Raw genomic sequence first — 18524 nt, 5'->3', positions numbered from 1 at the left:
CCACCAATCATTTCAGGGAGAAGGCAATGAAGCTCTATCTGGTATCACTGGCCGCCGGCATCCTGGTCGGCATCATCTATGCACTGCTGCAGGTGCGCTCGCCGGCGCCGCCGGTGGTGGCGCTGATCGGCTTGCTGGGCATGCTGATCGGCGAGCAAGTGGTGCCGCCCGTCAAGCGCCTGCTGGCGGGCGAGCCGGTCACGGTGGCCTGGTTCCGTGGCGAGTGCGTGCCGAAGATCACCGGCGCACCGTCGGCGCCGACGGCGGCTCGCCCGGCTGCGGAAGCAGCACGGGACGAGCCGCAGGCGCACTAGGCATCGCGCTAGCTCAGCGCCAGCGTGCGTTGCCGCGCCAGTTCCGCCCAGCGCGCCGCTTCGGAAGCGACCAGTGCATTCATCGCCTCGCGTCCGCTGGCCACGACTTCAAAGCCATTGTCGTACAGGTACTGCGTGACGGCCGCTTCGCGCAGCGTCTGGCTGACTGCGGCGGCCAGGCGGTCGAGCTGCGCGGCCGGCGTGCCGGCCGGCGCGATCATGCCGACCCAGGAATAGGTGACCAGGCCTGGCCAGGTGTCGGCCAGCGTGGGCACCGTCGGCAGATGCGCATTGCGCGCAGAAGAGCTGACCGCGAGCGCCCGCAGCTTGCCGGCCTGCAGTTGCGCCAGCACCAGCGGCAGGCTGGCGAACATCGAATCGACATGGCCGCCCAGCAGGTCTTTCAGTGCCGGGGCGCCGCCGCGGAACGGCACGTGCAGGCCATGGGTGCCGGCGGCCTGGTGGAACCATTCGGCGGTCAGGTGGTTGGAGCTGCCGATACCCACGGAGGCATAAGACACCTCGCGCCATTGTCGGCATGCCCGCACATAGTCCTGCAGCGTGCGCCACGGCGACGCTGCCGGCACCACCAGCGCCATTGGCGCGCGCACCATATACGACACGCCGGTCAGATCACGCCCGGCGCGGTAAGGCAGGTTCGGGTAGGCCAGCGGCTCGGTCGCATACGAGTCATAGACCAGGCCGATGGTGTGGCCGTTGGCCTTGCTGCGCGCCACGATGCCCGTGCCGATGGTGCCGCCGGCGCCGTCGTGGTTCTCGATCACCACGGTCTGGCCGAGCCGCCGTCCGAGGCCAACATGGACTGCACGCGCGGTCTTGTCGACCACGCCGCCTGGCGCAAACGGCACGACCAGCATCAGCGGGCCGTTGCTGCGCGCTTGTGCGCCGGCGCGGCCGGCCAGCAGCATGGCTGCGGCGCCGCCCAGCACCAGGCGACGGCGATGCAATGCACGGATCTGCATGACGGATCTGCCCCTCGTTCGCTATGATTGCCGTCGAACTGTCTTCTGATCGCGGCCGGGATGTCGCCGCGCCCCACCGTTGTGCAAGCAACCGCGGTACGTTGTCGGCCTTGCTGGCCCGGCGAGGGCCAGATGGTAGCACTGCGGTGGGTCATGATCCTCTTCGCACGGGTTTGCCATGGACCGTTTTCTCAGTATCGAAGCCTTTGTCAGGGTCGCGGACACGTTAAGCTTTGCCGAGGCCGCGCGCCAGCTCGGCGTGACCAATTCCGTCGTCAGCCATCGCGTGCAGCAGCTCGAGAAGTACATCAACGCGCCGCTGTTCCATCGCAGCACGCGGCACGTGCGCCTGTCGGAAGTGGGCGAGACCTACTACCGTCAATGCGCCGACGTGGTCGCCAACCTGGCCGACCTGACCGACCAGATGCGCGACCTGCGCGCCACCCCGGCGGGGCGCCTGCGCATCCAGGTGCTGCCCGGCTTCGCCATTGGCCACTTCGCCGATATCCTGGCCGGCTTCAGCCAGCAGTATCCTGATATCGAACTGGACGTCGTCGTCAACGACCGCGTCATCGACCCGATCGAGGAAGGCTTCGACGTGGCCTTCCAGATCTTCGCGCCCCAGAACGATTCGCTGATCGCGCGGCGCCTGTTCACGCTGCGCCGCATCTTCTGCGTGGCCCCGGCGTTCATTGAGCGCTGGGGCAAGCCGGAGCGGCCGGCGGACCTGATCTGCAGCAAGGTGGCGCTGTACTCCGCCTACCCGACCCGCAACAAGTGGACCTTCTCGCGCGATGCTGAATCGGTCGAGATCGACCTGGCCCCGCGCATGCGCACCAACTCCGTCCACCTGCTGCGCGACTATGCGGTCAGCGGTGCCGCCGTGGTTTGCCTGCCCACGCTGGTCGCCAGCGAAGACCTGCTGGCCGGCCGGCTGGTCCCGGTGCTGCACGACTATGCGCTGTCATCGTTCGAGTTCGCCGCCGTGTATCCGGCCACGCAGCGGCAGGCGCTGAAGGTGCGGGTGCTGGTGGACTACCTGGCGGATAGGCTGCAGGGCGAGCCGCCGTGGGATGTGCCGTTGATGGAGAGGGGGTGGGTGCGGTGAGGGGGGCGCGGCAAAGTCAGCGGGACTTGCCCGTCTTCTCCGTTTCGTGAACAACGCCCGTTCGCATGGCCTTTGCTTTGGCCCTGGCGGGGGGCGGGCTTTCCGGCGTTCGTCCTGTCGATCTGGCACTGGAGTAACGACACCCATATGCTCACCAACAGTGCGCCGAACGTTTGAAAATAGGCCAGCCCCAGCTTGCCGTGTAGCAGCAACGCCAGAATTGCGAAGTTTGCGAGGAAGATGCCAAACATCGCGCCGATGAGCGCCTGATAGCGACGCCGCCGGATAAGTGGACACAGAAAATACCGGGGAACAAGTGCAACGAATACGATGCCCAAGTAAAAGATTTTGGTAATGTCAGAAGTACTGAGTTGTATATCCGGCATGGCGGGGACTCGCGAAATTAACGGCGATCAAGGTCCTTGTAGTAACCCGGATACGCTTGTTCGATGATGCACAAGACCACTGCCATCCAGAAGCTCATCACCGGATTGAACATCGCTTCATAGAAGGGTGGAATCCGGGATCCCGGGAAATAGAAGGTAAGGACAAACAAATTCCCTACAAAGCAGCACAGAAGATGTATCGCAACCGTCAGGTACCGCTCCTTAAATAGCTGCGGAAACAGCAGGTATCTCGGTACGAGCATGAAGAAGACCACCGAGTTGTACAAGCCTTTTACTTTGTCGAAATTGCTGACGCCTAATTCCATAGTCATATTCACCTTGCCCGGCGATGGCGATCCCCGGGCTGTCGGATCAAGGTGTCAGCACGCGCGGACGGCGCAGTCGTCCGGGTTGAAGTCCCGCGGCGGTGGCGGGAGCAAGGGCAACAGGGCCCCTCCTAACGTAGTGATGCTGCCTGCAACAGGCGGCATCGTTGCGGCAATGGCTGCCAATGTCCCGCCGGTAAAGCCCAAGCCGGTGTACCAGGCGAAATCTCTGGCGTTGGGGTTGTCCGCGGCCATAAGATATCCTGCGCCACTGGCAACGGCTGCCCCCGCCACTCCTGCAGCGACCACTATTGGAGCAAGAGATCCTTCGATAGTATCCATCTCCATGCTCGACAACTGGCTGATATGCAGTCCTGGTGTGCTATCCATCCGCTCGATATCGCTGAATGTCACGGGCGCCTTGGCCCACGCGCCGCAGCACAGGCACGCCAGGACAATGGCGGCAGAAGCTCTTGGTACGACTTGCATCGGTAGCTCTCCTTGAAGTCAAAGGTCAACACTCACTGAAAACGTTCCCTTTCGGGCATGGCGCCCAGCTTCACTACTGTGCTGAGCGTTACCTGTGCACCGCCGCGGCCGCTGATATTGGCGTTGCCGCTCAGTGAAATGGTGGTCCGGTCGCTGGCCCGGTAACCCAGCCCGAAGACCAATGCGGTTTGCGTGTTGCGTTGCGAGGGCAAGCCCTGCGGGTCGTCTTCGGCCTGCTGCAATTGCCACTTGATGCCGCCATAGAGCGTCACGGTCTCGTTGACGGCAAAGCCGACCTGTGGCGTCAGCAACAGCACGTTGCCCGGTGTGGGCGAGGCGCCATCATGGCGCGGCAGGTTCAGCCGATAGGCAGCATTCAGGCTGAGCACGACAGGATCGATGGTGCGATAGAGCGTGCCGCCGGCGGTGAAGCTGCTGAAGTAGGTGGTGGCATCGCCGGTGTGTTCCACGGCACCGGTTTCCAGATAGGCCACCAGCCCAGGACTGCCTCGTTCCTTAAGGAAGCGATGGCTGATGGCCAGCGACAGGCTGGAGAAGTTGGTGTTCGTGCTCGAGCGGTTGCCGACGCCCTCGAACAAGGTGCGCTCGCTGGTATGCGAACCGGTACCGGAGAACGAGAGTTCCGTGTCGGCCGAGTAGCCATAGCGTAGCCCGGCATAAGCGACCAGCGAATCCACATTCCGCGTTTTTGGGATGACACCCGTCGCTACCGGGATGATGTTCTGCCCGACCTGGATATAGATCGGCCCACTAGCCGCGGTGCCATTGGCTTCATGGTTGAAGTACGAAAGCCCCAGGTTTGCGCGCCAGCGGTTCTGTGCCGTCAGCAAGTCCTCCAGCGTCGGCACGATCTGCGCCGACGCGGAACACGGGGCGAAGGCGGTGGCGGTCACCGCGACCATTCTGCGCAGGCGCCACTTCATGGCTGGATGGGCCTCAACGGCAGCCCGCCGAATTTCGCGGGAATTGGCCGCATGAACGCCGCATTGCCGGCCTGCCCCGCCTTGCGCGGCAGCACCACCAGCGCACGGCCGGGATAGTCGCGGCTGGGCCGGGTGGTCCACAGGCGCAGGAAATCGGGGATGGCGTAGATGCGGTTGCCGTACGACGGGTCGGCAAGCTCCACCGAATGCGCGTCGATGCTGCGCAAGACAGAGAAATGGTTGTCGTTGCCTGCGTAGAGAAAGACGATCGCAGGGAGCGCGAGCTGCCGCAGCGCGTCCAGCGACAGCGAATAGCCGCGCGCCTCATAGCCGAAGTGGGCCGCCGCCGCGGACAGCGCGCTGAAGGTGGCAGGGCCCGTCGCGGCGATCTGCTGCAGGACCGCGGCTTCGTCTACCGGATCGCCGTAGTAGTGGTGCAGCAAGGTCGCCAGCGAAGCGGCGCCGCAGGAGTAGTCGAATTTCTGCTTGATCACGCCGGTATCGCGCAGTGCCGTCCATGAGCGCACTGAGGGCGTGCCTACCGCGGTCGCTTCGCAAACCTGGGCTAGTGTCAGAGCGAGAAAGGAAATGGCCTTGCGTTTCATGTCGGGGCGTCTGGAACAAGTTCTGCGAAGTCCGGAGCAGCGCTGAGATGAAAATAGTTCTCATTACTTCCGATATGCCGCAGGTTAGCCACGCCAGCGGGCTTGCGGAGACGGCCGATTCTGCAAGGCCATGCAGTTCTGGCCGTTTGGGGCAGAGAGATGTCTGCGGGACGCGGGGAATTTTCGCGATCAGCACGCTGCGCAAGCGGCCCGCCCCGCGCGAATGGCTGGGCATCGCGCTGGTGGGGGCTGGCGTTATGGTGCTGAGCCTGCGGCGGAAGGGCCATCGGTCACGACCCAGCGCACCTCGTGCCGCGTGGTCAGCGCCAGGATGCGCTGGCGCAGGAAATCGGCGTTGAAGGGCGTCAGCGGCGATTCGAAGCGGTAGATCAGCAGCCCCGGCAAGGGCCGGGCCTCGGGGTAGTGGGCCAGTTCGTAGAAGCCAAGTGGCCTTGCCACAGGCCCGGCTGATAATCCTTGCGGTGGTAGCGCAGCAATTCGGCGGCGCCGGGCATCAGGCCGGGGCCGGCTGCGATGCCGCGCGGGAACGGGCGAGCCCCGCCACCGGAAATGCGGCTACGATAGCGTCGATCCCCAATCGTTCACCCACACAGGAAGCAAGCGATATGCTGGAACTCAGACCGGGCTGCGAGCATTGCAACAAGCCCCTGCCACCCGCATCGACCGAAGCCCGCATCTGCTCGTACGAATGCACCTTCTGTGCAGACTGCGTGGATAGGCTCAGCAACGTCTGCCCGAACTGCGGGGGTGGCTTCGTGCCGCGGCCGGTGCGCCCGGTACGCGACTGGAAGAACGGTAACTACCTCGGCAACAACCCGGCCAGTACCAGGGTGAAGCACCGGCCGGTCGACCTCGAGGTGCATGCCCGCTTTGCCGGAGCGATCGCCCCGGTCCCGCCCGAGCAGCGCTAGCGGTGGCCTGGGCTAGCCCTTGGATTTCGGCTTGAGCAACTCGCCAGCCTCCTTCACATTCTGCTCGGCGCGCTTGCTGATCACGGCCAGCGCTTCGGCCTGCGCCTTCTGCGCGGTTTCGGCCAGCGCGCGCATGTTCTCCAATGCCTGGTGCAGCTGCTGCTGCACGAATTCGCTGTGCTTGGCCATGGCCTCGGCAGGATTGCCTGCAGTGCTGTACTGCTGAGCGGCCGCCTGCAGCTGCTGCATGGTCTGGGCGAAGATCTCCTGCTGCTTCTGCACCAGGGCCTGGATACCCTCATAGGCCAGCTTGTTGGCCTCGGTCAGGGCCTCGATGTCCTTGCGGCGCGCTTCCATTACCGCGCTCATGTCCACGCCCGGCAGGCGGAACTGTTCCATCATCTTGGTGAAGTCTGCAAAGGGATTGGGAGGCGTGGCCATGCTGGGTCTCCTTCTGGAAGGACTGGCAGGGTGGCCGGCGGCGGGGATGGAGCGTGCCCTTCGGCCGGGTTCCTGTCCACTATAGCCGGTATCCGCACACTTCTGGCCGTCAATCGAGGAAGACCCTAAAGTTTCCGGACCCCATGCCGTTGGCATCCATAGCCCGCAAGTGCGTCGGCCCGACCGGGCGCGTCCGCGGACGATGAGAGCGAAGAACGCCGCGCCGTCCCAGGCGCGGACCGGCACTTCGCCGTAACCAGTGCTAATCAGGTAGAAGACATGAAGAATCTAGGCATCGGGGTCCGCCTCGGCATCGGCTTTGGGGTGGTATTGCTGCTTTCTGCGCTCATGACGGTATTCGGCATGATGCGCCTGCAACAGGTGGCTGAGCGCACGCACGCGATGATGCAGCAGCCGCTGACCAAGGAGCGGCTGGTCAGCGACTGGTACCGCCTCATGCACACCAGCGTGCGCCGCACCACGGCGGTGGCGCGCAGTGCCGACCCGTCGCTCGGCGCGTTCTTCGCGGCCGAGACCAAGGCGTCGATCGAAGGCATCGCCGCCTTGCGCGACAAGCTCCAGCCCATGCTCAGCTCGGCCGAGGAAAAGGCCGCATTCCAGAAGATCCTGAGCGTGCGTGACCCGTACAACAACGGCCGCGACAAGATCACCAAACTCAAGCAAGAGGGGCTGACCGAAGAGGCCAACCAGGTGCTGGAGAAAGAGTTCGTCCCGGCCGGCGACGCCTATCTGGGCGAGATCCAGAAGCTGCTCGACATCCAGCGCGCCAGCATCGACGCCACCGCGCGCGAGATCAACGGCATCTACGTCAACGCGCGCAACAGCCTGATCGGGCTGGGCGTGGTGGTGCTGGCGATCGGCATCGCGTTTTCGGTATGGCTGACGGCGGGCATCACGCGGCCGCTGCATCGCGCCGTGGCGGTGGCGCGCACCGTGGCGTCGGGCGACCTGACCAGCCGCATCGATGTCGACAGCCGCGATGAAACCGGACAGCTGCTGCAGGCACTGGCGGACATGAACGCCAATATCCTGCGCATCGTGCGCCAGGTGCGCGCGGGCACCGAGTCGATCGTGTCCGGCACCAGCCAGATCGCGGCCGGCAACACCGACCTGTCGCAGCGCACGGAAGAACAGGCCTCGTCGCTGCAGCAGACCGCGGCCAGCATGGAAGAGCTGACCAGCATCGTGCGCCAGAACGCCGACAACGCGCGCCAGGCCAGCACGCTGGCGGTCAATGCATCGGACATCGCCGAGAAGGGCGGCGACGCGGCGGGCAAGGTTGCCGAGACCATGGAGGAGATCAACGGCGCGTCGAGGAAGGTGGTCGACATCATCGCCGTGATTGAAGGCATCGCTTTCCAGACCAATATCCTGGCGCTCAATGCCGCGGTGGAAGCCGCGCGCGCCGGCGAGCAGGGCCGCGGTTTCGCCGTGGTCGCGGGCGAGGTGCGCACGCTGGCGCAGCGCAGCGCTTCCGCCGCCAAGGAGATCAAGGCGCTGATCGGCGATTCGGTCGATCGCGTCGAGAAGGGTTCGATGCAGGTGACGCAGGCCGGCCAGACCATGGTGGAGATCGTTGCCGCGGTCAAGCGCGTGACCGACATCATGGGCGAGATCAGCGCGGCCTCGGCCGAGCAGAGCGCCGGGATCGAGCAGGTCAACCAGGCGGTGACGCAGATGGATACCGTGACGCAGCAGAATGCCGCGCTGGTGGAAGAGGCCGCCGCTGCAGCAGGCTCGCTGGAGGAGCAGGCGCAGCGGCTGAAGGAGGCGGTGTCGACGTTCAGGCTGGCGGCGTAAGCGTAGGCTGTTTGCTTGCTCCCTTCTCCCGCAAGCGGGAGAGGGGAGCATCTCCATCGCAGCGGACGCTCACCGCGCCTTCAGAAACTCCCCCACCTCCAGCAACACCAGCTCGTTGTCGTCCGCCTGGTTCGGCTCGCGGCTGCTGCTGAAGGGCAGGTTGTTGTCGTTGCCCACCACGATATGCGTGGCGTCGACCACGTCGACGTTCTCGATGGTGAAGAACGGGAACGCCAGCACGCCATCGGTCAACGGCTTGCGCGCAAGCTTGGCCGGGTCGGCAATGCGCAGCAGGTCGATATAGCTGATCTTGCGCAGCGGCCCGCCGGCGTTGGCATCGCTCAGCTCGACCTTGTACACGCGCTTGAACTTCGCCACGTCGTCAAAGCAGTCCGGGCGCTTCTGCCCGGCCGGACAGGCCTTGTCCGGCGTGCCTTCGCCGTTGTCGCGCTCGATGATAAGGCCGGTGGTGGCGTCGATCATGTTGAAGTCGCCGATGGCGTGGCTGGCGCCTTCCAGTACGTACTTCCAGTGGCGGCCGGTCCAGGCCTGCTGCCTGACATCAAACTCCAGCACGCGCAGGTAGGGCTTGCCGCCATCGTTCTCGTAGCCCTTGGCGGCCTCGTCCCACAGCGCGCCTTCCAGCAGCGCGTACAGCTTGCTGCCATCGGGCGAGGACGCCATGCCCTCGAAGCCCTTGGAGCGCCGCACCTGGAACTTCACGCTGCCGTCCGGCGCGCCGGGCGCGGTGACGGCGGGATGGTCGGGCGAGCGCACCACCTTGCTGTCGACCTTGGTGTCGAACACGGCCAGCACCTTGCCGTCCATGTCAGCCTTGATCAGGAACGGGCCGAACTCGTCGCCGATCCAGACCGCGCCATCGGCGAACTGGAAGCTCTCCGTATCGAAATCCGACCCCGTCAGGTAGCGCTGCCTGGTGCCCTCGTGGACGATGCGGAACGGCACCTTCTTGTCGGGGTCGTGCAGGAAGATGGTCTTCAGGCGCTGCAGGCGGCCGCTGCCGAAGTCCACCTTGTAGCGGTTCAGGTACAGCATGAAGTCCGGCGAGTTGGCCTTGGCGCCGGCGCCGTTGTCGGTCAGCACCCAGAAGCTGCCGTCGGCCATGCGCTTGATGCCGGAATGCCCCTGTGCCGGCTGGCCGCGGAACGGCAGCGACACGCCGGTGGGGCGGCCATTGGACTTGCCTTCGACCGTGCCCGGCGTGTCCACGCGCTGCGCGGTGGTGAACTTGCCGCTGACCTGCAGGTCAGCGGGCGCATCCTTCGGCACGGCAAGCAGGGTCTGGGCCGGCAGCACTGCGTGGCCGGCCAGCGTGGCGGGGTAGGCGGCAGGGGCCTGCGCCCACGCCTGCGCCGCGCCCAGGCAGCCCAGTGCGATGGCCGCCGGGGCCAGCAGCAAATGACGAGACATTGTGGTTTTCCTTGGCGTTCAAGATGACAAAACCCTGCATTGTCGGCGCCAAGTTTGACAGAACTGTGATCCGTGGGACGCATGGCCCGGCATGTTGCACTGCAGCGTAGGTGCCATATGGGCACCGTGCCGGTGCAATCTGCGAACGATCATGCTGCGAGGACGGCCCAACGCGGCACCGGCGTCCGGATTTCTGCCGATAGCCGCGCAAAAAGCAGTGGGTTTTCAGGCCCCTGAAAGCAAACTGAGGCAAAATTCTATTTTTCGCCTAGTATGCCGCCGCGCTGTGACCCAGCAGGCGGATGTCCTACCACCCGTTCGAGGATCTGAGAGAAGCAATGAGTACCCAGCAACCCACCATCATCTACACGCTGACCGACGAAGCTCCGCTGCTGGCGACCAGTGCGTTCCTCCCGATCATCCAGACCTTCACCAAGCCCGCCGGCATCAACGTCACCACCAGCGACATCTCGGTGGCGGGCCGTATCCTGGGCGAGTTCCCCGAATTCCTGACCGAAGCGCAGCGCGTGCCGGACAACCTGGCCGAGCTGGGCAAGCTGACCCAGCTGCCGGACACCAACATCATCAAGCTGCCGAACATCAGCGCCTCGGTGCACCAGCTGGTCAGCGCCATCCGCGAACTGCAGGGCAAGGGCTACAAGGTGCCGGACTATCCGGAAGACCCGAAGAACGACGAAGAAAAGGCGATCCAGAAGCGCTATTCCAAGTGCCTGGGCTCGGCCGTGAACCCGGTCCTGCGCGAAGGCAACTCCGACCGCCGCGCACCGGCAGCGGTCAAGAATTTCGCGCGCAAGCACCCGCACAGCATGGGCGAGTGGAGCATGGCTTCGCGCACGCACGTGGCGCACATGAAGCATGGCGACTTCTATCACGGCGAAAAGTCCATGACCCTGGACAAGGCGCGTGACGTCAAGATGGAGCTGGTCACCAAGAGCGGCAAGACCATCGTGCTCAAGCCCAAGGTCTCGCTGCTGGATGGCGAGATCATCGACAGCATGTTCATGAGCAAGAAGGCGCTGTGCGACTTCTATGAAGAGCAGTTCGAAGACGCGCGCAAGACCGGCGTGATGCTGTCGCTGCACGTCAAGGCGACCATGATGAAGGTGTCGCACCCGATCGTGTTCGGCCACGCCGTCAAGATCTTCTACAAGGAAGCCTTCGCCAAGCACGGCGCGCTGTTCGACGAACTGGGCGTGAACGTCAACAACGGCCTGGTCAACCTGTACGAGAAGATCGAGGCGCTGCCCAGCTCCAAGCGCGAAGAGATCATCCGCGACCTGCACGCCTGCCACGAGCATCGCCCGGAACTGGCGATGGTGGATTCGGCCAAGGGCATCTCCAACCTGCACGCGCCCAACGACGTGATCGTGGATGCCTCGATGCCGGCCATGATCCGCATCGGCGGCAAGATGTGGGGCGCCGACGGCCGTCCGAAGGACACCAAGGCCGTGATCCCGGAAAGCACCTTTGCCCGCATCTACCAGGAGATCATCAACTTCTGCAAGACCAACGGCAATTTCGACCCGACCACCATGGGCACCGTGCCCAACGTCGGCCTGATGGCGCAGAAGGCCGAAGAATACGGCTCGCACGACAAGACCTTCGAGATCGCCGAAGACGGCGTCGCCAACATCGTCGACCTGGCCACCGGTGAAGTGCTGCTGACGCAGGACGTCGAGCAGGGCGACATCTGGCGCATGTGCCAGGTCAAGGACGCGCCGATCCGCGACTGGGTCAAGCTGGCCGTCACGCGCGCGCGCAACTCGGGCATGCCGGCCGTGTTCTGGCTGGACCCGTACCGTCCGCACGAAGCCGAGCTGATCAAGAAGGTCGAGACCTACCTGAAGGACTACGACACCAACGGCCTGGACATCCAGATCATGTCGCAGGTGCGCGCCATGCGCTACACGCTGGAGCGCGTGATCCGCGGCCTGGACACCATCTCGGTGACCGGCAACATCCTGCGCGACTACCTGACCGACCTGTTCCCGATCATGGAGCTGGGCACCAGCGCCAAGATGCTGTCGATCGTTCCGCTGATGGCCGGTGGCGGCATGTATGAAACCGGCGCCGGCGGTTCGGCTCCGAAGCACGTCAAGCAGCTGGTGGAAGAAAACCACCTGCGCTGGGATTCGCTGGGCGAGTTCCTGGCGCTGGCGGTGTCGCTGGAAGACGTTGGCATCAAGACCGGCAATGCCAAGGCCAAGATCCTGGCCAAGACGCTGGATGCTGCCACCGGCAAGCTGCTGGACAACAACAAGAGCCCGTCGCCCAAGACCGGCCAGCTGGACAACCGCGGCAGCCAGTTCTACCTGGCGATGTACTGGGCGCAGGAACTGGCCGCCCAGTCGGAGGACGCCGAACTGGCCGCGAAGTTCGCGCCGCTGGCCAAGACGCTGACCGACAACGAGCAGAAGATCGTTGGCGAACTCGGCGCCGTGCAGGGCCAGCCGGTGGATATCGGCGGCTATTACATGCCGGAAGCCGACAAGCTCAGCGCCGCTATGCGCCCGAGCCAGACGCTGAACGCCGCGCTGTCGACCGTGACGGCCTGACCGGACTGGCCCGCCTGGCGGGCCGGCAGGCATCGCAACCCCGGGCCCTGGCCCGGGTTTTTCTTTGCGCCGCGGAAGGCGTTATGGCTGCTGCGCTTCCATATGGATGTCCCACCCCTGTTCCGGGCCGCTCTTCTGGTCCCGGTAGGTCCAGAGCGCGCCGCAGTCCTGGCAGACGAAGCTGCTGATGGTGACGGCGGCGGAGCCGGCGGGCTTGATGCGTCGGGTATCGGTGATGCGCAGTGCCGCGTGCCCGGGGGCGCCGCGCACGTGGCGTTCAATGGCCTGGCAGGCAGTGCAGAGTGTCATCCGTGTCTGTTCCGTTCGATCGGCCACTGTAGCATGCCGGCGCCTTCGGGGCCGGAAGTGGGCAGGAACATGCGGCGCACTCGAGAATTCGCTCGGCGAGAACCTCAACCCGCACTTTCCATGTGATTTGGGCCCGATCCGGTGAAGTTCGTTGACATGCCTGGGTGGGGCCTGTATAAGGATGAGTGCAGGATCTTTCAAGCAGCAACCTAGAAGTCCAGGTGCTTGCCCACACGGCGCCACTTTTTCTCCTTGTGTCTTCCTTGATCGTCATGCCTTGCCGGCGCTTTTGCCGGTGAGAAAAAACTTATTGAGGAATCCAACATGGAAACCGGTACCGTCAAGTGGTTCAACGATTCGAAGGGTTTTGGCTTCATTACGCCTGATGCAGGCGGCAACGACCTGTTCGCGCACTTCTCCGAAATCCAGGGCAACGGCTTCAAGTCGCTGCAAGAAGGCCAGAAGGTGCGTTACGTCGCTGGCGTCGGCCAAAAGGGCCCGGCCGCGACCAAGATCGAGCCGATCTGAATCGCACCGACCTGAGTTGAGCTGAGCGCCGAGGCGCCAGTCCAATGAAAAAAGCTCCGCCAACGCGGAGCTTTTTTGTTTCCGTTGCCGCTATTCCCCGCAACCGTGAAATAAAGCCACTGCTGACGCGGCAACAAGCGTAGAGTGGGGGCAGGATCACCACACGGCGGAGGCTGCCATGGATATCTATCCGGCTGCAACTTACAAGGGCTACGACCTCTATCCCCTTGTGTACAAGCACGCCGCCGAGCGCGTGTGGCCCGAGCCGCGGCCCGACCGTTCCTTCGATGCTGCCGTGGTGATCTGCCTGGAAGGCGAGTCACCAGAAGGCATGCAGGCGCGCACGTTCCGCCTGGACGCCGCACCGTGGGATAACGTCGGTGGCGCGCGACGCGGTGCGTTGCGCTATGCCGAGGCCATCATCAATGGCGCGGTGCCGGGGGTATCGGTAACAACGGCCGGCGCGCCGATGGCGTCCTGAAGGTCCGACGACGGACCCTGGCGCCGCGGTGCATTTGCGCCGCTGACGCCTGCGCGGGGTCATGGCCCATGCCGTGCGCGTGATCCACATGAGTTCAGCAATCCTTCCCATCAGCGCGGCACGATGCCGCATGGAGATGTCGTGAGCGACAGCAGTCCCAGCCGCAGTCCCGGCAACACTGTTCCCGGCAGTACGCCCTTTGCCAGCTACAAGGGTTTCGATCTGTATCCCCTGGTTTATCGCCATCGGCCTGAGCAGGCCTGGCCGCGCACCAAGCCCGACAGCAGCTTCCTCGCGTCGATCGTGATTTGCCGCGAGGGCTATCGCCCTGGCAGCGACCATGCGCGCGTGTACCCCATGAGCGAGTCGCGCTGGGAGAACATCGGCTCGGCGCGCCGCGGCGCGCTGCAGTTCGGCGAAGACATCATCAATGGCCTGGTCGCCGGCGAATCCGTGGCGTCGATCTAGGTATTTTCGGTTCCGCAGCGGCCTGGTCACAGGCCAGTTGCGGAGCGGGGAAACAGGCGCGGCGCTATCCGTCAGACTGCAAGGAGTCCGTTCATGGACATGCGTTCGGGATCATCCGGTTTTCTGTGCACGTTGCCCGGTGAGGGCAAAGGCATCACCTATCACGTTGCGGTCTGCTTTATCGATGCGGAGCGCCCCACCGGGGTGTTGTTCACCAGCTTCGTGGGTGTGGGGCGGCGGTCGTTCGGCGTGCTGGCCGAGCCAGGGGCCCTGCAGGGCCAGCTTGCCGCCAGCGGCGAGGCGCTGTGCCGCCTGGCCATCGGCCAGGTGGTGCGCGACCAGCTGCACGACAAGGCTCGCGAGGGCGATGCGGTGCTGGACCTCGCCGCCTCGCCATGGGACGGCGAGCTGAGGACGGTCGGCGCGGGGCTCAGGACGGCCCGGCCGCATGTGCGCGTGCTCGGCTGAGGCCGCACGCAATCGTCAAGCCAGGTCAGGTCAGATCTGGAATACCGGATTGCCGTGGCGCTCCAGCAGCGCCTCGATCAGCGCCATGTCGGCGATCTCGGGAGTACGGTCTTCCACCGCGCGCGACGGCCCGCAATAGGTGGCAGTCACGTGGCGCCTGACGGTCAGCACGCCGGATGCGGGCGGTGCGACTTCAACCGCCTGCCACGGTGCATGCCGGTAACTGCCTGCCTGCCAGCCTTCGGGCGTCAGGTGCACGGCTTCCCATTCTTCGATGACGGACATGATCGGTTCTCCTTGATTGAGGGATGAATCGTTAGCGGGACGGCACGCGCCGGCGCGGCGCATGCCATGACGCCGGCCTACGACTTGTGCCGGTAGTTGATGCGCCCCTTGGTGAGGTCATAGGGCGACATCTCCAGCGTGACGCGGTCGCCCGCCAGCACGCGGATGCGGTTCTTCTTCAGCCGCCCGGACGAATACGCCCAGACTTCGAAGCCGTTTTCCAGGATCACGCGGAAACGGTTGTCGGGCAGGACTTCCGACACCTTGCCGCCAAATTCGACCAGTTCTTCTTTTGCCAAGGGGGCTCCTTGCTGTAGCCGCGCCGCTTGTGCGCGAGCTGTTGTGACGGCCAACTGGACACCAACTGGCCGATGGGATGGGGCTTGCGATGCCTGGCTTACGGCTGGCGCAGGCGTGCTGCGGCGCGTTCGCCGGCACGGCGGGCGGACTGCCTGGCGCGGGCTTCAGAGCGGTGCGTGTCGTGGCGCATTGCCACGTTGGCGACGATGCGTTCGGCGCCATTGCGGTATTCCGCAATCATGTAGGTCGCGAACCAGAGGCCGGGTTCCTGCTGGATGGGATAGACGGAAACGGTGTAAGGGGTAGGGTTGACTCGATTCAATGTGATGCCTGTTCTAAGGCGCGGCCGCAGGGGCGCGGAGCATCGTTCCGATGCAGGCGTCGCGCGGTGGCGGCCGTTCGCCGTTGCTGTAGGCCAGCGTCGGGCCCGCGCGGCTGCGCAGGCGTTGCATCTGGCGTGAAGTGGACCATGCCTGCGCAAGCCGATGCGCCAGGTACAGGGGCGATCGTTGCGGAGCGGACGTGCCGCTGGTCGGATAGGGTGGTGGGCCGTTCTGCATAGGCTGGCCCAAAGACGCATCGGGTGTACGCCCGATATGCCGCCGCTGAATGCTTCTTGTGGGATTGTCTTGCGGCTGGCGCACAGATGTCGGGCGTTGCCGATCCGTGCATAGGATCCCGGATGATACCACTTCCGGGTCAATCCTGCCCGCGTGACGGGCAGTGCCCCTGGAGGGGCCGCCTTGCGGTGCCTAGAGTTCGCTGATCTGCGCGAAGCGCCGCGACAGGAAGTCGATCAGTTCACGCACCGAAGGCAGCAGCCCGCGCCGTGACGGGAACACGGCGTGGATCACGCCGCCCCTGACCGACCAGTCCGGCAGGACTTTTACCAGCTGGCCATCGCGCAGCTCGTCGGTCATCATCATGACCGGCAGCTGCACGATGCCGGCACCGGCCACGGCCGCGGTGCGCAGCATGATCATGTCGTCGGTGACCAGGCGGGGCTTGTGGTGCAGCTCGGCGCTGGCGCCATCGGGGCCGTACAGCGACCAGGTGTGCGAGGGGCGCGGCGGCCCCAGGTCCAGCGTTGGCAGCGCGTTGAGGTCCGCGGGCGCCAGCAGCGGCCCATGGCCGGCCAGCAGCGCCGGGCTGGCCACGAAGCACCAGGCGCGCTCGGCCAGCACGCGCATCACCAGGTCGCTGTCTTCCAGTGGCGGCACGCGCACGCGGATGGCCAGGTCGATCCCCTCCGCCACCACGTCCACGCGCCGGTTGGTGGCTTCCAGGTGCACGATGACCTTGGGGTTGGCCGCCATGAAATCCGCAATCATGTCTCCCACCCGCGCGTGCAGCAGCGCCACCGGGCAGCTCATGCGCACCAGGCCGCTGGGTTCGGCGCGGCTCTGCGCGATCGCGCTCTCGGCCGCTTCGGCCTCCACCAGCATGGCCTTGCAGTGGGCGTAGTAGGTCTGCCCCACTTCTGTCACGGAGAAACGCCGCGTCGAGCGCTGGATCAGGCGCACGCCCAGGCGTTCTTCCAGCATGGCCACGCGCCGGCTCAGCTTGGACTTGGGTATGCCGAGCACGCGCCCGGCGGGCGCAAAGCCCTGGTGATCGACTACCTGCGCGAAGTAATACAGGTCATTCAGGTCGGGATGCAAGCGGGCGGCTCCTGTCGTCCTGCCAGTAGGACGCTGAGGGCAGATTTTCCCTCCTAGCGATGCGATCTGCCAAGACCTATGCTTGCGCCACACGGTCGGCTTGGGGATTGCCCAGAGTCGCCGGTTTCGCCAACCGCATAGGAGAAAGCCAAATGACCACACCCGCGAATTTCAACGGCAAGCGTCCGGTACTGGATCCCGCCGATACGGCCATGCTGCTGATCGACCACCAGAGTGGCCTGTTCCAGACCGTTGGCGACATGCCGATGCCTGAGCTGCGCGCCCGTGCGGCCGCGCTGGCCAAGATGGCGACGCTGTGCAAGCTGCCGGTGATCACCACGGCATCCGTGCCGCAAGGCCCGAACGGCCCGCTGATTCCGGAAATCCACGAAAACGCCCCCCATGCCAAATATGTTGCGCGCAAGGGCGAGATCAACGCCTGGGACAACCCCGACTTTGTCGCCGCGGTGCGCGAGACCGGCAAGAAGACCCTGATCATCGCCGGCACCATCACCAGCGTGTGCATGGCATTCCCGTCGATCAGCGCGGTGGCTGACGGCTACAAGGTGTTTGCCGTGGTGGATGCATCGGGCACCTATTCGAAGATGGCGCAGGAAATCACCCTGGCGCGCATTGTCCAGGCCGGCGTGGTGCCGATGGATACCGCCGCCGTGGCCTCTGAGCTGCAGCAGAGCTGGAACCGCCCGGACGCGCAGCAATGGGCCGAGGTCTACACGCAGATCTTCCCGGCCTACCGCCTGCTGATTGAAAGCTATCTCAAGGCGCAGGACGTGGAGAAGAACCACGAGGTGCTGGACTCCAAGCGCTGACGCCTTGCCGGCAACGCACGGCATACCCAGGGGTACGCACGCGTGGCAGACGCCACGCGTGCGTACCTTTTTTTGTTGACAGGAGCACACCATGAGCAAGCCCTACAAGCGCCTTGACAAGAGCCAGGCAGCCGTCCTGATGGTCGATCACCAGGCCGGCCTGCTGTCGCTGGTGCGGGATATCGAGCCCGACAAGTTCAAGAACAACGTGCTGGCACTGGCCGACCTGGCCAAGTACTTCAAGCTGCCGACCGTGCTGACCACCAGCTTCGAGGATGGCCCCAACGGACCGCTGGTGCCTGAGCTCAAGGCCATGTTCCCTGACGCACCGTTCATTCCGCGCCCGGGCCAGATCAACGCCTGGGATAATGAGGACTTCGTTGCCGCGGTGCGTGCCACTGGCAAGAAGCAGCTGCTGATCGCCGGCGTGGTCACCGAAGTGTGCGTGGCCTTCCCGGCGTTGTCGGCGATCGAAGAGGGTTTCGAAGTTTTTGTCGTGACCGATGCCTCGGGCACCTTCAATGAAATCACGCGCGATTCCGCCTGGCAGCGGATGTCGGATGCCGGCGCGCAGCTGATGACGTGGTTCGGCGTGGCTTGCGAACTGCATCGCGACTGGCGCAACGACATCGAGGGCCTGGGCACGCTGTTCTCGAACCATATTCCGGATTACCGGAATTTGATTACGGCGTACACGACGGTGAAGGGCAGCAAGTAAGCTACGTCCTTCAGCGCTGCCGGTTCGCTCCCTCTCCCGCAAGTGAACTGACCCCGTAAAGTTGGAGAGTCAAAGCTAGGTGGAACCGAACTGAGCCCTGTACTGTACGGGGCTCAGTCC

Annotated in this window: 24 protein-coding genes; 11 read left to right on the top strand and 13 right to left on the bottom strand. The window is 64.7% G+C overall.

Annotation, left to right across the window (positions count from 1 at the left end; genetic code table 11):
* Window positions 1-26: 26 nt before the first annotated feature.
* The gene (locus AC3WLF_RS23390; RefSeq protein WP_492317378.1) at window positions 27-314 is read left to right on the top strand and encodes a XapX domain-containing protein; all 288 of its coding nucleotides are present in this window, start codon (window positions 27-29) and stop codon (window positions 312-314) included.
* Window positions 315-322: 8 nt separating this feature from the next.
* On the opposite strand, the gene AC3WLF_RS23385 is transcribed toward AC3WLF_RS23390, so the two are convergent.
* Window positions 323-1297: a tripartite tricarboxylate transporter substrate-binding protein gene (locus tag AC3WLF_RS23385; RefSeq protein WP_492317379.1), complete on the bottom strand. Its 975-nt coding sequence runs from the start codon at window positions 1295-1297 to the stop codon at window positions 323-325.
* Between the two features lie 178 nt (window positions 1298-1475).
* Between AC3WLF_RS23385 and AC3WLF_RS23380 the strand changes: the two genes are divergently transcribed.
* Window positions 1476-2405: a LysR family transcriptional regulator gene (locus tag AC3WLF_RS23380; RefSeq protein WP_492358898.1), complete on the top strand. Its 930-nt coding sequence runs from the start codon at window positions 1476-1478 to the stop codon at window positions 2403-2405.
* Between the two features lie 403 nt (window positions 2406-2808).
* Here the strand turns inward: AC3WLF_RS23380 and AC3WLF_RS23375 are convergent, their stop codons facing one another.
* From AC3WLF_RS23375 to AC3WLF_RS23355, 5 genes are all read right to left on the bottom strand, one after another.
* Complete coding sequence (locus AC3WLF_RS23375) at window positions 2809-3123, bottom strand: hypothetical protein (RefSeq protein ID WP_492317381.1); 315 nt, start codon at window positions 3121-3123, stop codon at window positions 2809-2811.
* Window positions 3124-3171: 48 nt separating this feature from the next.
* Window positions 3172-3606, bottom strand: coding sequence for a hypothetical protein (locus tag AC3WLF_RS23370; RefSeq protein ID WP_492317382.1), 435 nt, complete (start codon window positions 3604-3606; stop codon window positions 3172-3174).
* Between the two features lie 32 nt (window positions 3607-3638).
* Entirely contained in the window at window positions 3639-4550 is a 912-nt protein-coding gene (locus AC3WLF_RS23365; RefSeq protein ID WP_492357244.1) for a hypothetical protein, read from the bottom strand.
* Window positions 4547-5155 (bottom strand): C39 family peptidase, encoded by a 609-nt coding sequence (locus AC3WLF_RS23360; RefSeq protein ID WP_492317384.1) that lies wholly within the window; start codon window positions 5153-5155, stop codon window positions 4547-4549. The genes AC3WLF_RS23365 and AC3WLF_RS23360 overlap by 4 nt, the downstream gene beginning before the upstream one ends.
* A 255-nt stretch (window positions 5156-5410) precedes the next feature.
* Window positions 5411-5614, bottom strand: a complete 204-nt coding sequence (locus tag AC3WLF_RS23355) for an STAS domain-containing protein (protein WP_492352884.1) — start codon at window positions 5612-5614, stop codon at window positions 5411-5413.
* 167 nt (window positions 5615-5781) lie between these two features.
* On the opposite strand from AC3WLF_RS23355, the gene AC3WLF_RS23350 reads away from it, so the two are divergent.
* Window positions 5782-6087: a DUF1272 domain-containing protein gene (locus AC3WLF_RS23350; RefSeq protein WP_492317386.1), complete on the top strand. Its 306-nt coding sequence runs from the start codon at window positions 5782-5784 to the stop codon at window positions 6085-6087.
* Between the two features lie 12 nt (window positions 6088-6099).
* Here the strand turns inward: AC3WLF_RS23350 and AC3WLF_RS23345 are convergent, their stop codons facing one another.
* Window positions 6100-6528 carry a phasin family protein gene (locus AC3WLF_RS23345; protein WP_010812825.1) on the bottom strand — a complete coding sequence of 143 codons (429 nt, stop codon included), beginning with the start codon at window positions 6526-6528 and terminating at the stop codon, window positions 6100-6102.
* A 279-nt stretch (window positions 6529-6807) separates the two neighbouring features.
* On the opposite strand from AC3WLF_RS23345, the gene AC3WLF_RS23340 reads away from it, so the two are divergent.
* Window positions 6808-8349 (top strand): methyl-accepting chemotaxis protein, encoded by a 1542-nt coding sequence (locus tag AC3WLF_RS23340; protein ID WP_492317388.1) that lies wholly within the window; start codon window positions 6808-6810, stop codon window positions 8347-8349.
* 69 nt (window positions 8350-8418) lie between these two features.
* Here AC3WLF_RS23340 and AC3WLF_RS23335 read toward each other — a convergent pair whose 3' ends face one another.
* On the bottom strand, window positions 8419-9780 hold the full coding sequence (locus tag AC3WLF_RS23335; RefSeq protein WP_492358897.1) for an esterase-like activity of phytase family protein: 1362 nt from the start codon (window positions 9778-9780) through the stop codon (window positions 8419-8421).
* Between the two features lie 338 nt (window positions 9781-10118).
* Here AC3WLF_RS23335 and AC3WLF_RS23330 point away from each other — a divergent pair, with 338 nt between their 5' ends.
* A complete protein-coding gene (locus AC3WLF_RS23330; RefSeq protein WP_492317390.1) occupies window positions 10119-12356 on the top strand; it encodes an NADP-dependent isocitrate dehydrogenase in 2238 nt (745 codons plus the stop codon).
* Between the two features lie 81 nt (window positions 12357-12437).
* Here the strand turns inward: AC3WLF_RS23330 and AC3WLF_RS23325 are convergent, their stop codons facing one another.
* A complete protein-coding gene (locus AC3WLF_RS23325; protein WP_010812829.1) occupies window positions 12438-12665 on the bottom strand; it encodes a hypothetical protein in 228 nt (75 codons plus the stop codon).
* Between the two features lie 324 nt (window positions 12666-12989).
* Here AC3WLF_RS23325 and AC3WLF_RS23320 point away from each other — a divergent pair, with 324 nt between their 5' ends.
* From AC3WLF_RS23320 to AC3WLF_RS23305, 4 genes are all read left to right on the top strand, one after another.
* On the top strand, window positions 12990-13193 hold the full coding sequence (locus tag AC3WLF_RS23320) for a cold-shock protein (protein ID WP_010812830.1): 204 nt from the start codon (window positions 12990-12992) through the stop codon (window positions 13191-13193).
* Between the two features lie 178 nt (window positions 13194-13371).
* The gene (locus AC3WLF_RS23315; protein ID WP_492317392.1) at window positions 13372-13674 is read left to right on the top strand and encodes a hypothetical protein; all 303 of its coding nucleotides are present in this window, start codon (window positions 13372-13374) and stop codon (window positions 13672-13674) included.
* 141 nt (window positions 13675-13815) lie between these two features.
* On the top strand, window positions 13816-14142 hold the full coding sequence (locus AC3WLF_RS23310; RefSeq protein WP_492317393.1) for a hypothetical protein: 327 nt from the start codon (window positions 13816-13818) through the stop codon (window positions 14140-14142).
* A 93-nt stretch (window positions 14143-14235) separates the two neighbouring features.
* Window positions 14236-14610 (top strand): hypothetical protein, encoded by a 375-nt coding sequence (locus AC3WLF_RS23305; RefSeq protein ID WP_492317394.1) that lies wholly within the window; start codon window positions 14236-14238, stop codon window positions 14608-14610.
* A gap of 30 nt (window positions 14611-14640) precedes the next feature.
* Here AC3WLF_RS23305 and AC3WLF_RS23300 read toward each other — a convergent pair whose 3' ends face one another.
* The 4 genes from AC3WLF_RS23300 to AC3WLF_RS23285 all read right to left on the bottom strand — a co-directional run bounded on the left by AC3WLF_RS23300 (window position 14641) and on the right by AC3WLF_RS23285 (window position 16856).
* Window positions 14641-14895: a hypothetical protein gene (locus AC3WLF_RS23300; RefSeq protein WP_018308947.1), complete on the bottom strand. Its 255-nt coding sequence runs from the start codon at window positions 14893-14895 to the stop codon at window positions 14641-14643.
* Between the two features lie 77 nt (window positions 14896-14972).
* Window positions 14973-15194, bottom strand: a complete 222-nt coding sequence (gene infA, locus AC3WLF_RS23295) for a translation initiation factor IF-1 (protein ID WP_008646230.1) — start codon at window positions 15192-15194, stop codon at window positions 14973-14975.
* 98 nt (window positions 15195-15292) lie between these two features.
* Window positions 15293-15517, bottom strand: a complete 225-nt coding sequence (locus AC3WLF_RS23290; RefSeq protein ID WP_492358896.1) for an isochorismatase — start codon at window positions 15515-15517, stop codon at window positions 15293-15295.
* 430 nt (window positions 15518-15947) lie between these two features.
* Window positions 15948-16856 (bottom strand): LysR family transcriptional regulator, encoded by a 909-nt coding sequence (locus AC3WLF_RS23285; RefSeq protein WP_492317396.1) that lies wholly within the window; start codon window positions 16854-16856, stop codon window positions 15948-15950.
* A 152-nt stretch (window positions 16857-17008) separates the two neighbouring features.
* Between AC3WLF_RS23285 and AC3WLF_RS23280 the strand changes: the two genes are divergently transcribed.
* Both AC3WLF_RS23280 and ycaC read left to right on the top strand, forming a co-directional pair.
* Window positions 17009-17686 carry an isochorismatase family protein gene (locus AC3WLF_RS23280; protein ID WP_013953523.1) on the top strand — a complete coding sequence of 226 codons (678 nt, stop codon included), beginning with the start codon at window positions 17009-17011 and terminating at the stop codon, window positions 17684-17686.
* 91 nt (window positions 17687-17777) lie between these two features.
* Window positions 17778-18404 carry an isochorismate family cysteine hydrolase YcaC gene (ycaC, locus tag AC3WLF_RS23275; RefSeq protein WP_010812838.1) on the top strand — a complete coding sequence of 209 codons (627 nt, stop codon included), beginning with the start codon at window positions 17778-17780 and terminating at the stop codon, window positions 18402-18404.
* Window positions 18405-18524: the final 120 nt, after the last annotated feature.

It is taken from the genome of Cupriavidus sp. FW306-01-F10A, assembly GCF_058782785.1.
This window is presented reverse-complemented; position numbering and strand designations above follow the sequence as displayed.

Coding starts and splice junctions, on each gene's coding strand:
- AC3WLF_RS23390 (WP_492317378.1), top strand. CDS start 27: ATGAAGCTCTATCTGGTATCACTGGCCGCCGGCATCCTGGTCGGCATC.
- AC3WLF_RS23385 (WP_492317379.1), bottom strand. CDS start 1,297: ATGCAGATCCGTGCATTGCATCGCCGTCGCCTGGTGCTGGGCGGCGCC.
- AC3WLF_RS23380 (WP_492358898.1), top strand. CDS start 1,476: ATGGACCGTTTTCTCAGTATCGAAGCCTTTGTCAGGGTCGCGGACACG.
- AC3WLF_RS23375 (WP_492317381.1), bottom strand. CDS start 3,123: ATGACTATGGAATTAGGCGTCAGCAATTTCGACAAAGTAAAAGGCTTG.
- AC3WLF_RS23370 (WP_492317382.1), bottom strand. CDS start 3,606: ATGCAAGTCGTACCAAGAGCTTCTGCCGCCATTGTCCTGGCGTGCCTG.
- AC3WLF_RS23365 (WP_492357244.1), bottom strand. CDS start 4,550: ATGAAGTGGCGCCTGCGCAGAATGGTCGCGGTGACCGCCACCGCCTTC.
- AC3WLF_RS23360 (WP_492317384.1), bottom strand. CDS start 5,155: ATGAAACGCAAGGCCATTTCCTTTCTCGCTCTGACACTAGCCCAGGTT.
- AC3WLF_RS23350 (WP_492317386.1), top strand. CDS start 5,782: ATGCTGGAACTCAGACCGGGCTGCGAGCATTGCAACAAGCCCCTGCCA.
- AC3WLF_RS23345 (WP_010812825.1), bottom strand. CDS start 6,528: ATGGCCACGCCTCCCAATCCCTTTGCAGACTTCACCAAGATGATGGAA.
- AC3WLF_RS23340 (WP_492317388.1), top strand. CDS start 6,808: ATGAAGAATCTAGGCATCGGGGTCCGCCTCGGCATCGGCTTTGGGGTG.
- AC3WLF_RS23335 (WP_492358897.1), bottom strand. CDS start 9,780: ATGTCTCGTCATTTGCTGCTGGCCCCGGCGGCCATCGCACTGGGCTGC.
- AC3WLF_RS23330 (WP_492317390.1), top strand. CDS start 10,119: ATGAGTACCCAGCAACCCACCATCATCTACACGCTGACCGACGAAGCT.
- AC3WLF_RS23325 (WP_010812829.1), bottom strand. CDS start 12,665: ATGACACTCTGCACTGCCTGCCAGGCCATTGAACGCCACGTGCGCGGC.
- AC3WLF_RS23320 (WP_010812830.1), top strand. CDS start 12,990: ATGGAAACCGGTACCGTCAAGTGGTTCAACGATTCGAAGGGTTTTGGC.
- AC3WLF_RS23315 (WP_492317392.1), top strand. CDS start 13,372: ATGGATATCTATCCGGCTGCAACTTACAAGGGCTACGACCTCTATCCC.
- AC3WLF_RS23305 (WP_492317394.1), top strand. CDS start 14,236: ATGGACATGCGTTCGGGATCATCCGGTTTTCTGTGCACGTTGCCCGGT.
- AC3WLF_RS23300 (WP_018308947.1), bottom strand. CDS start 14,895: ATGTCCGTCATCGAAGAATGGGAAGCCGTGCACCTGACGCCCGAAGGC.
- AC3WLF_RS23280 (WP_013953523.1), top strand. CDS start 17,009: ATGACCACACCCGCGAATTTCAACGGCAAGCGTCCGGTACTGGATCCC.
- ycaC (WP_010812838.1), top strand. CDS start 17,778: ATGAGCAAGCCCTACAAGCGCCTTGACAAGAGCCAGGCAGCCGTCCTG.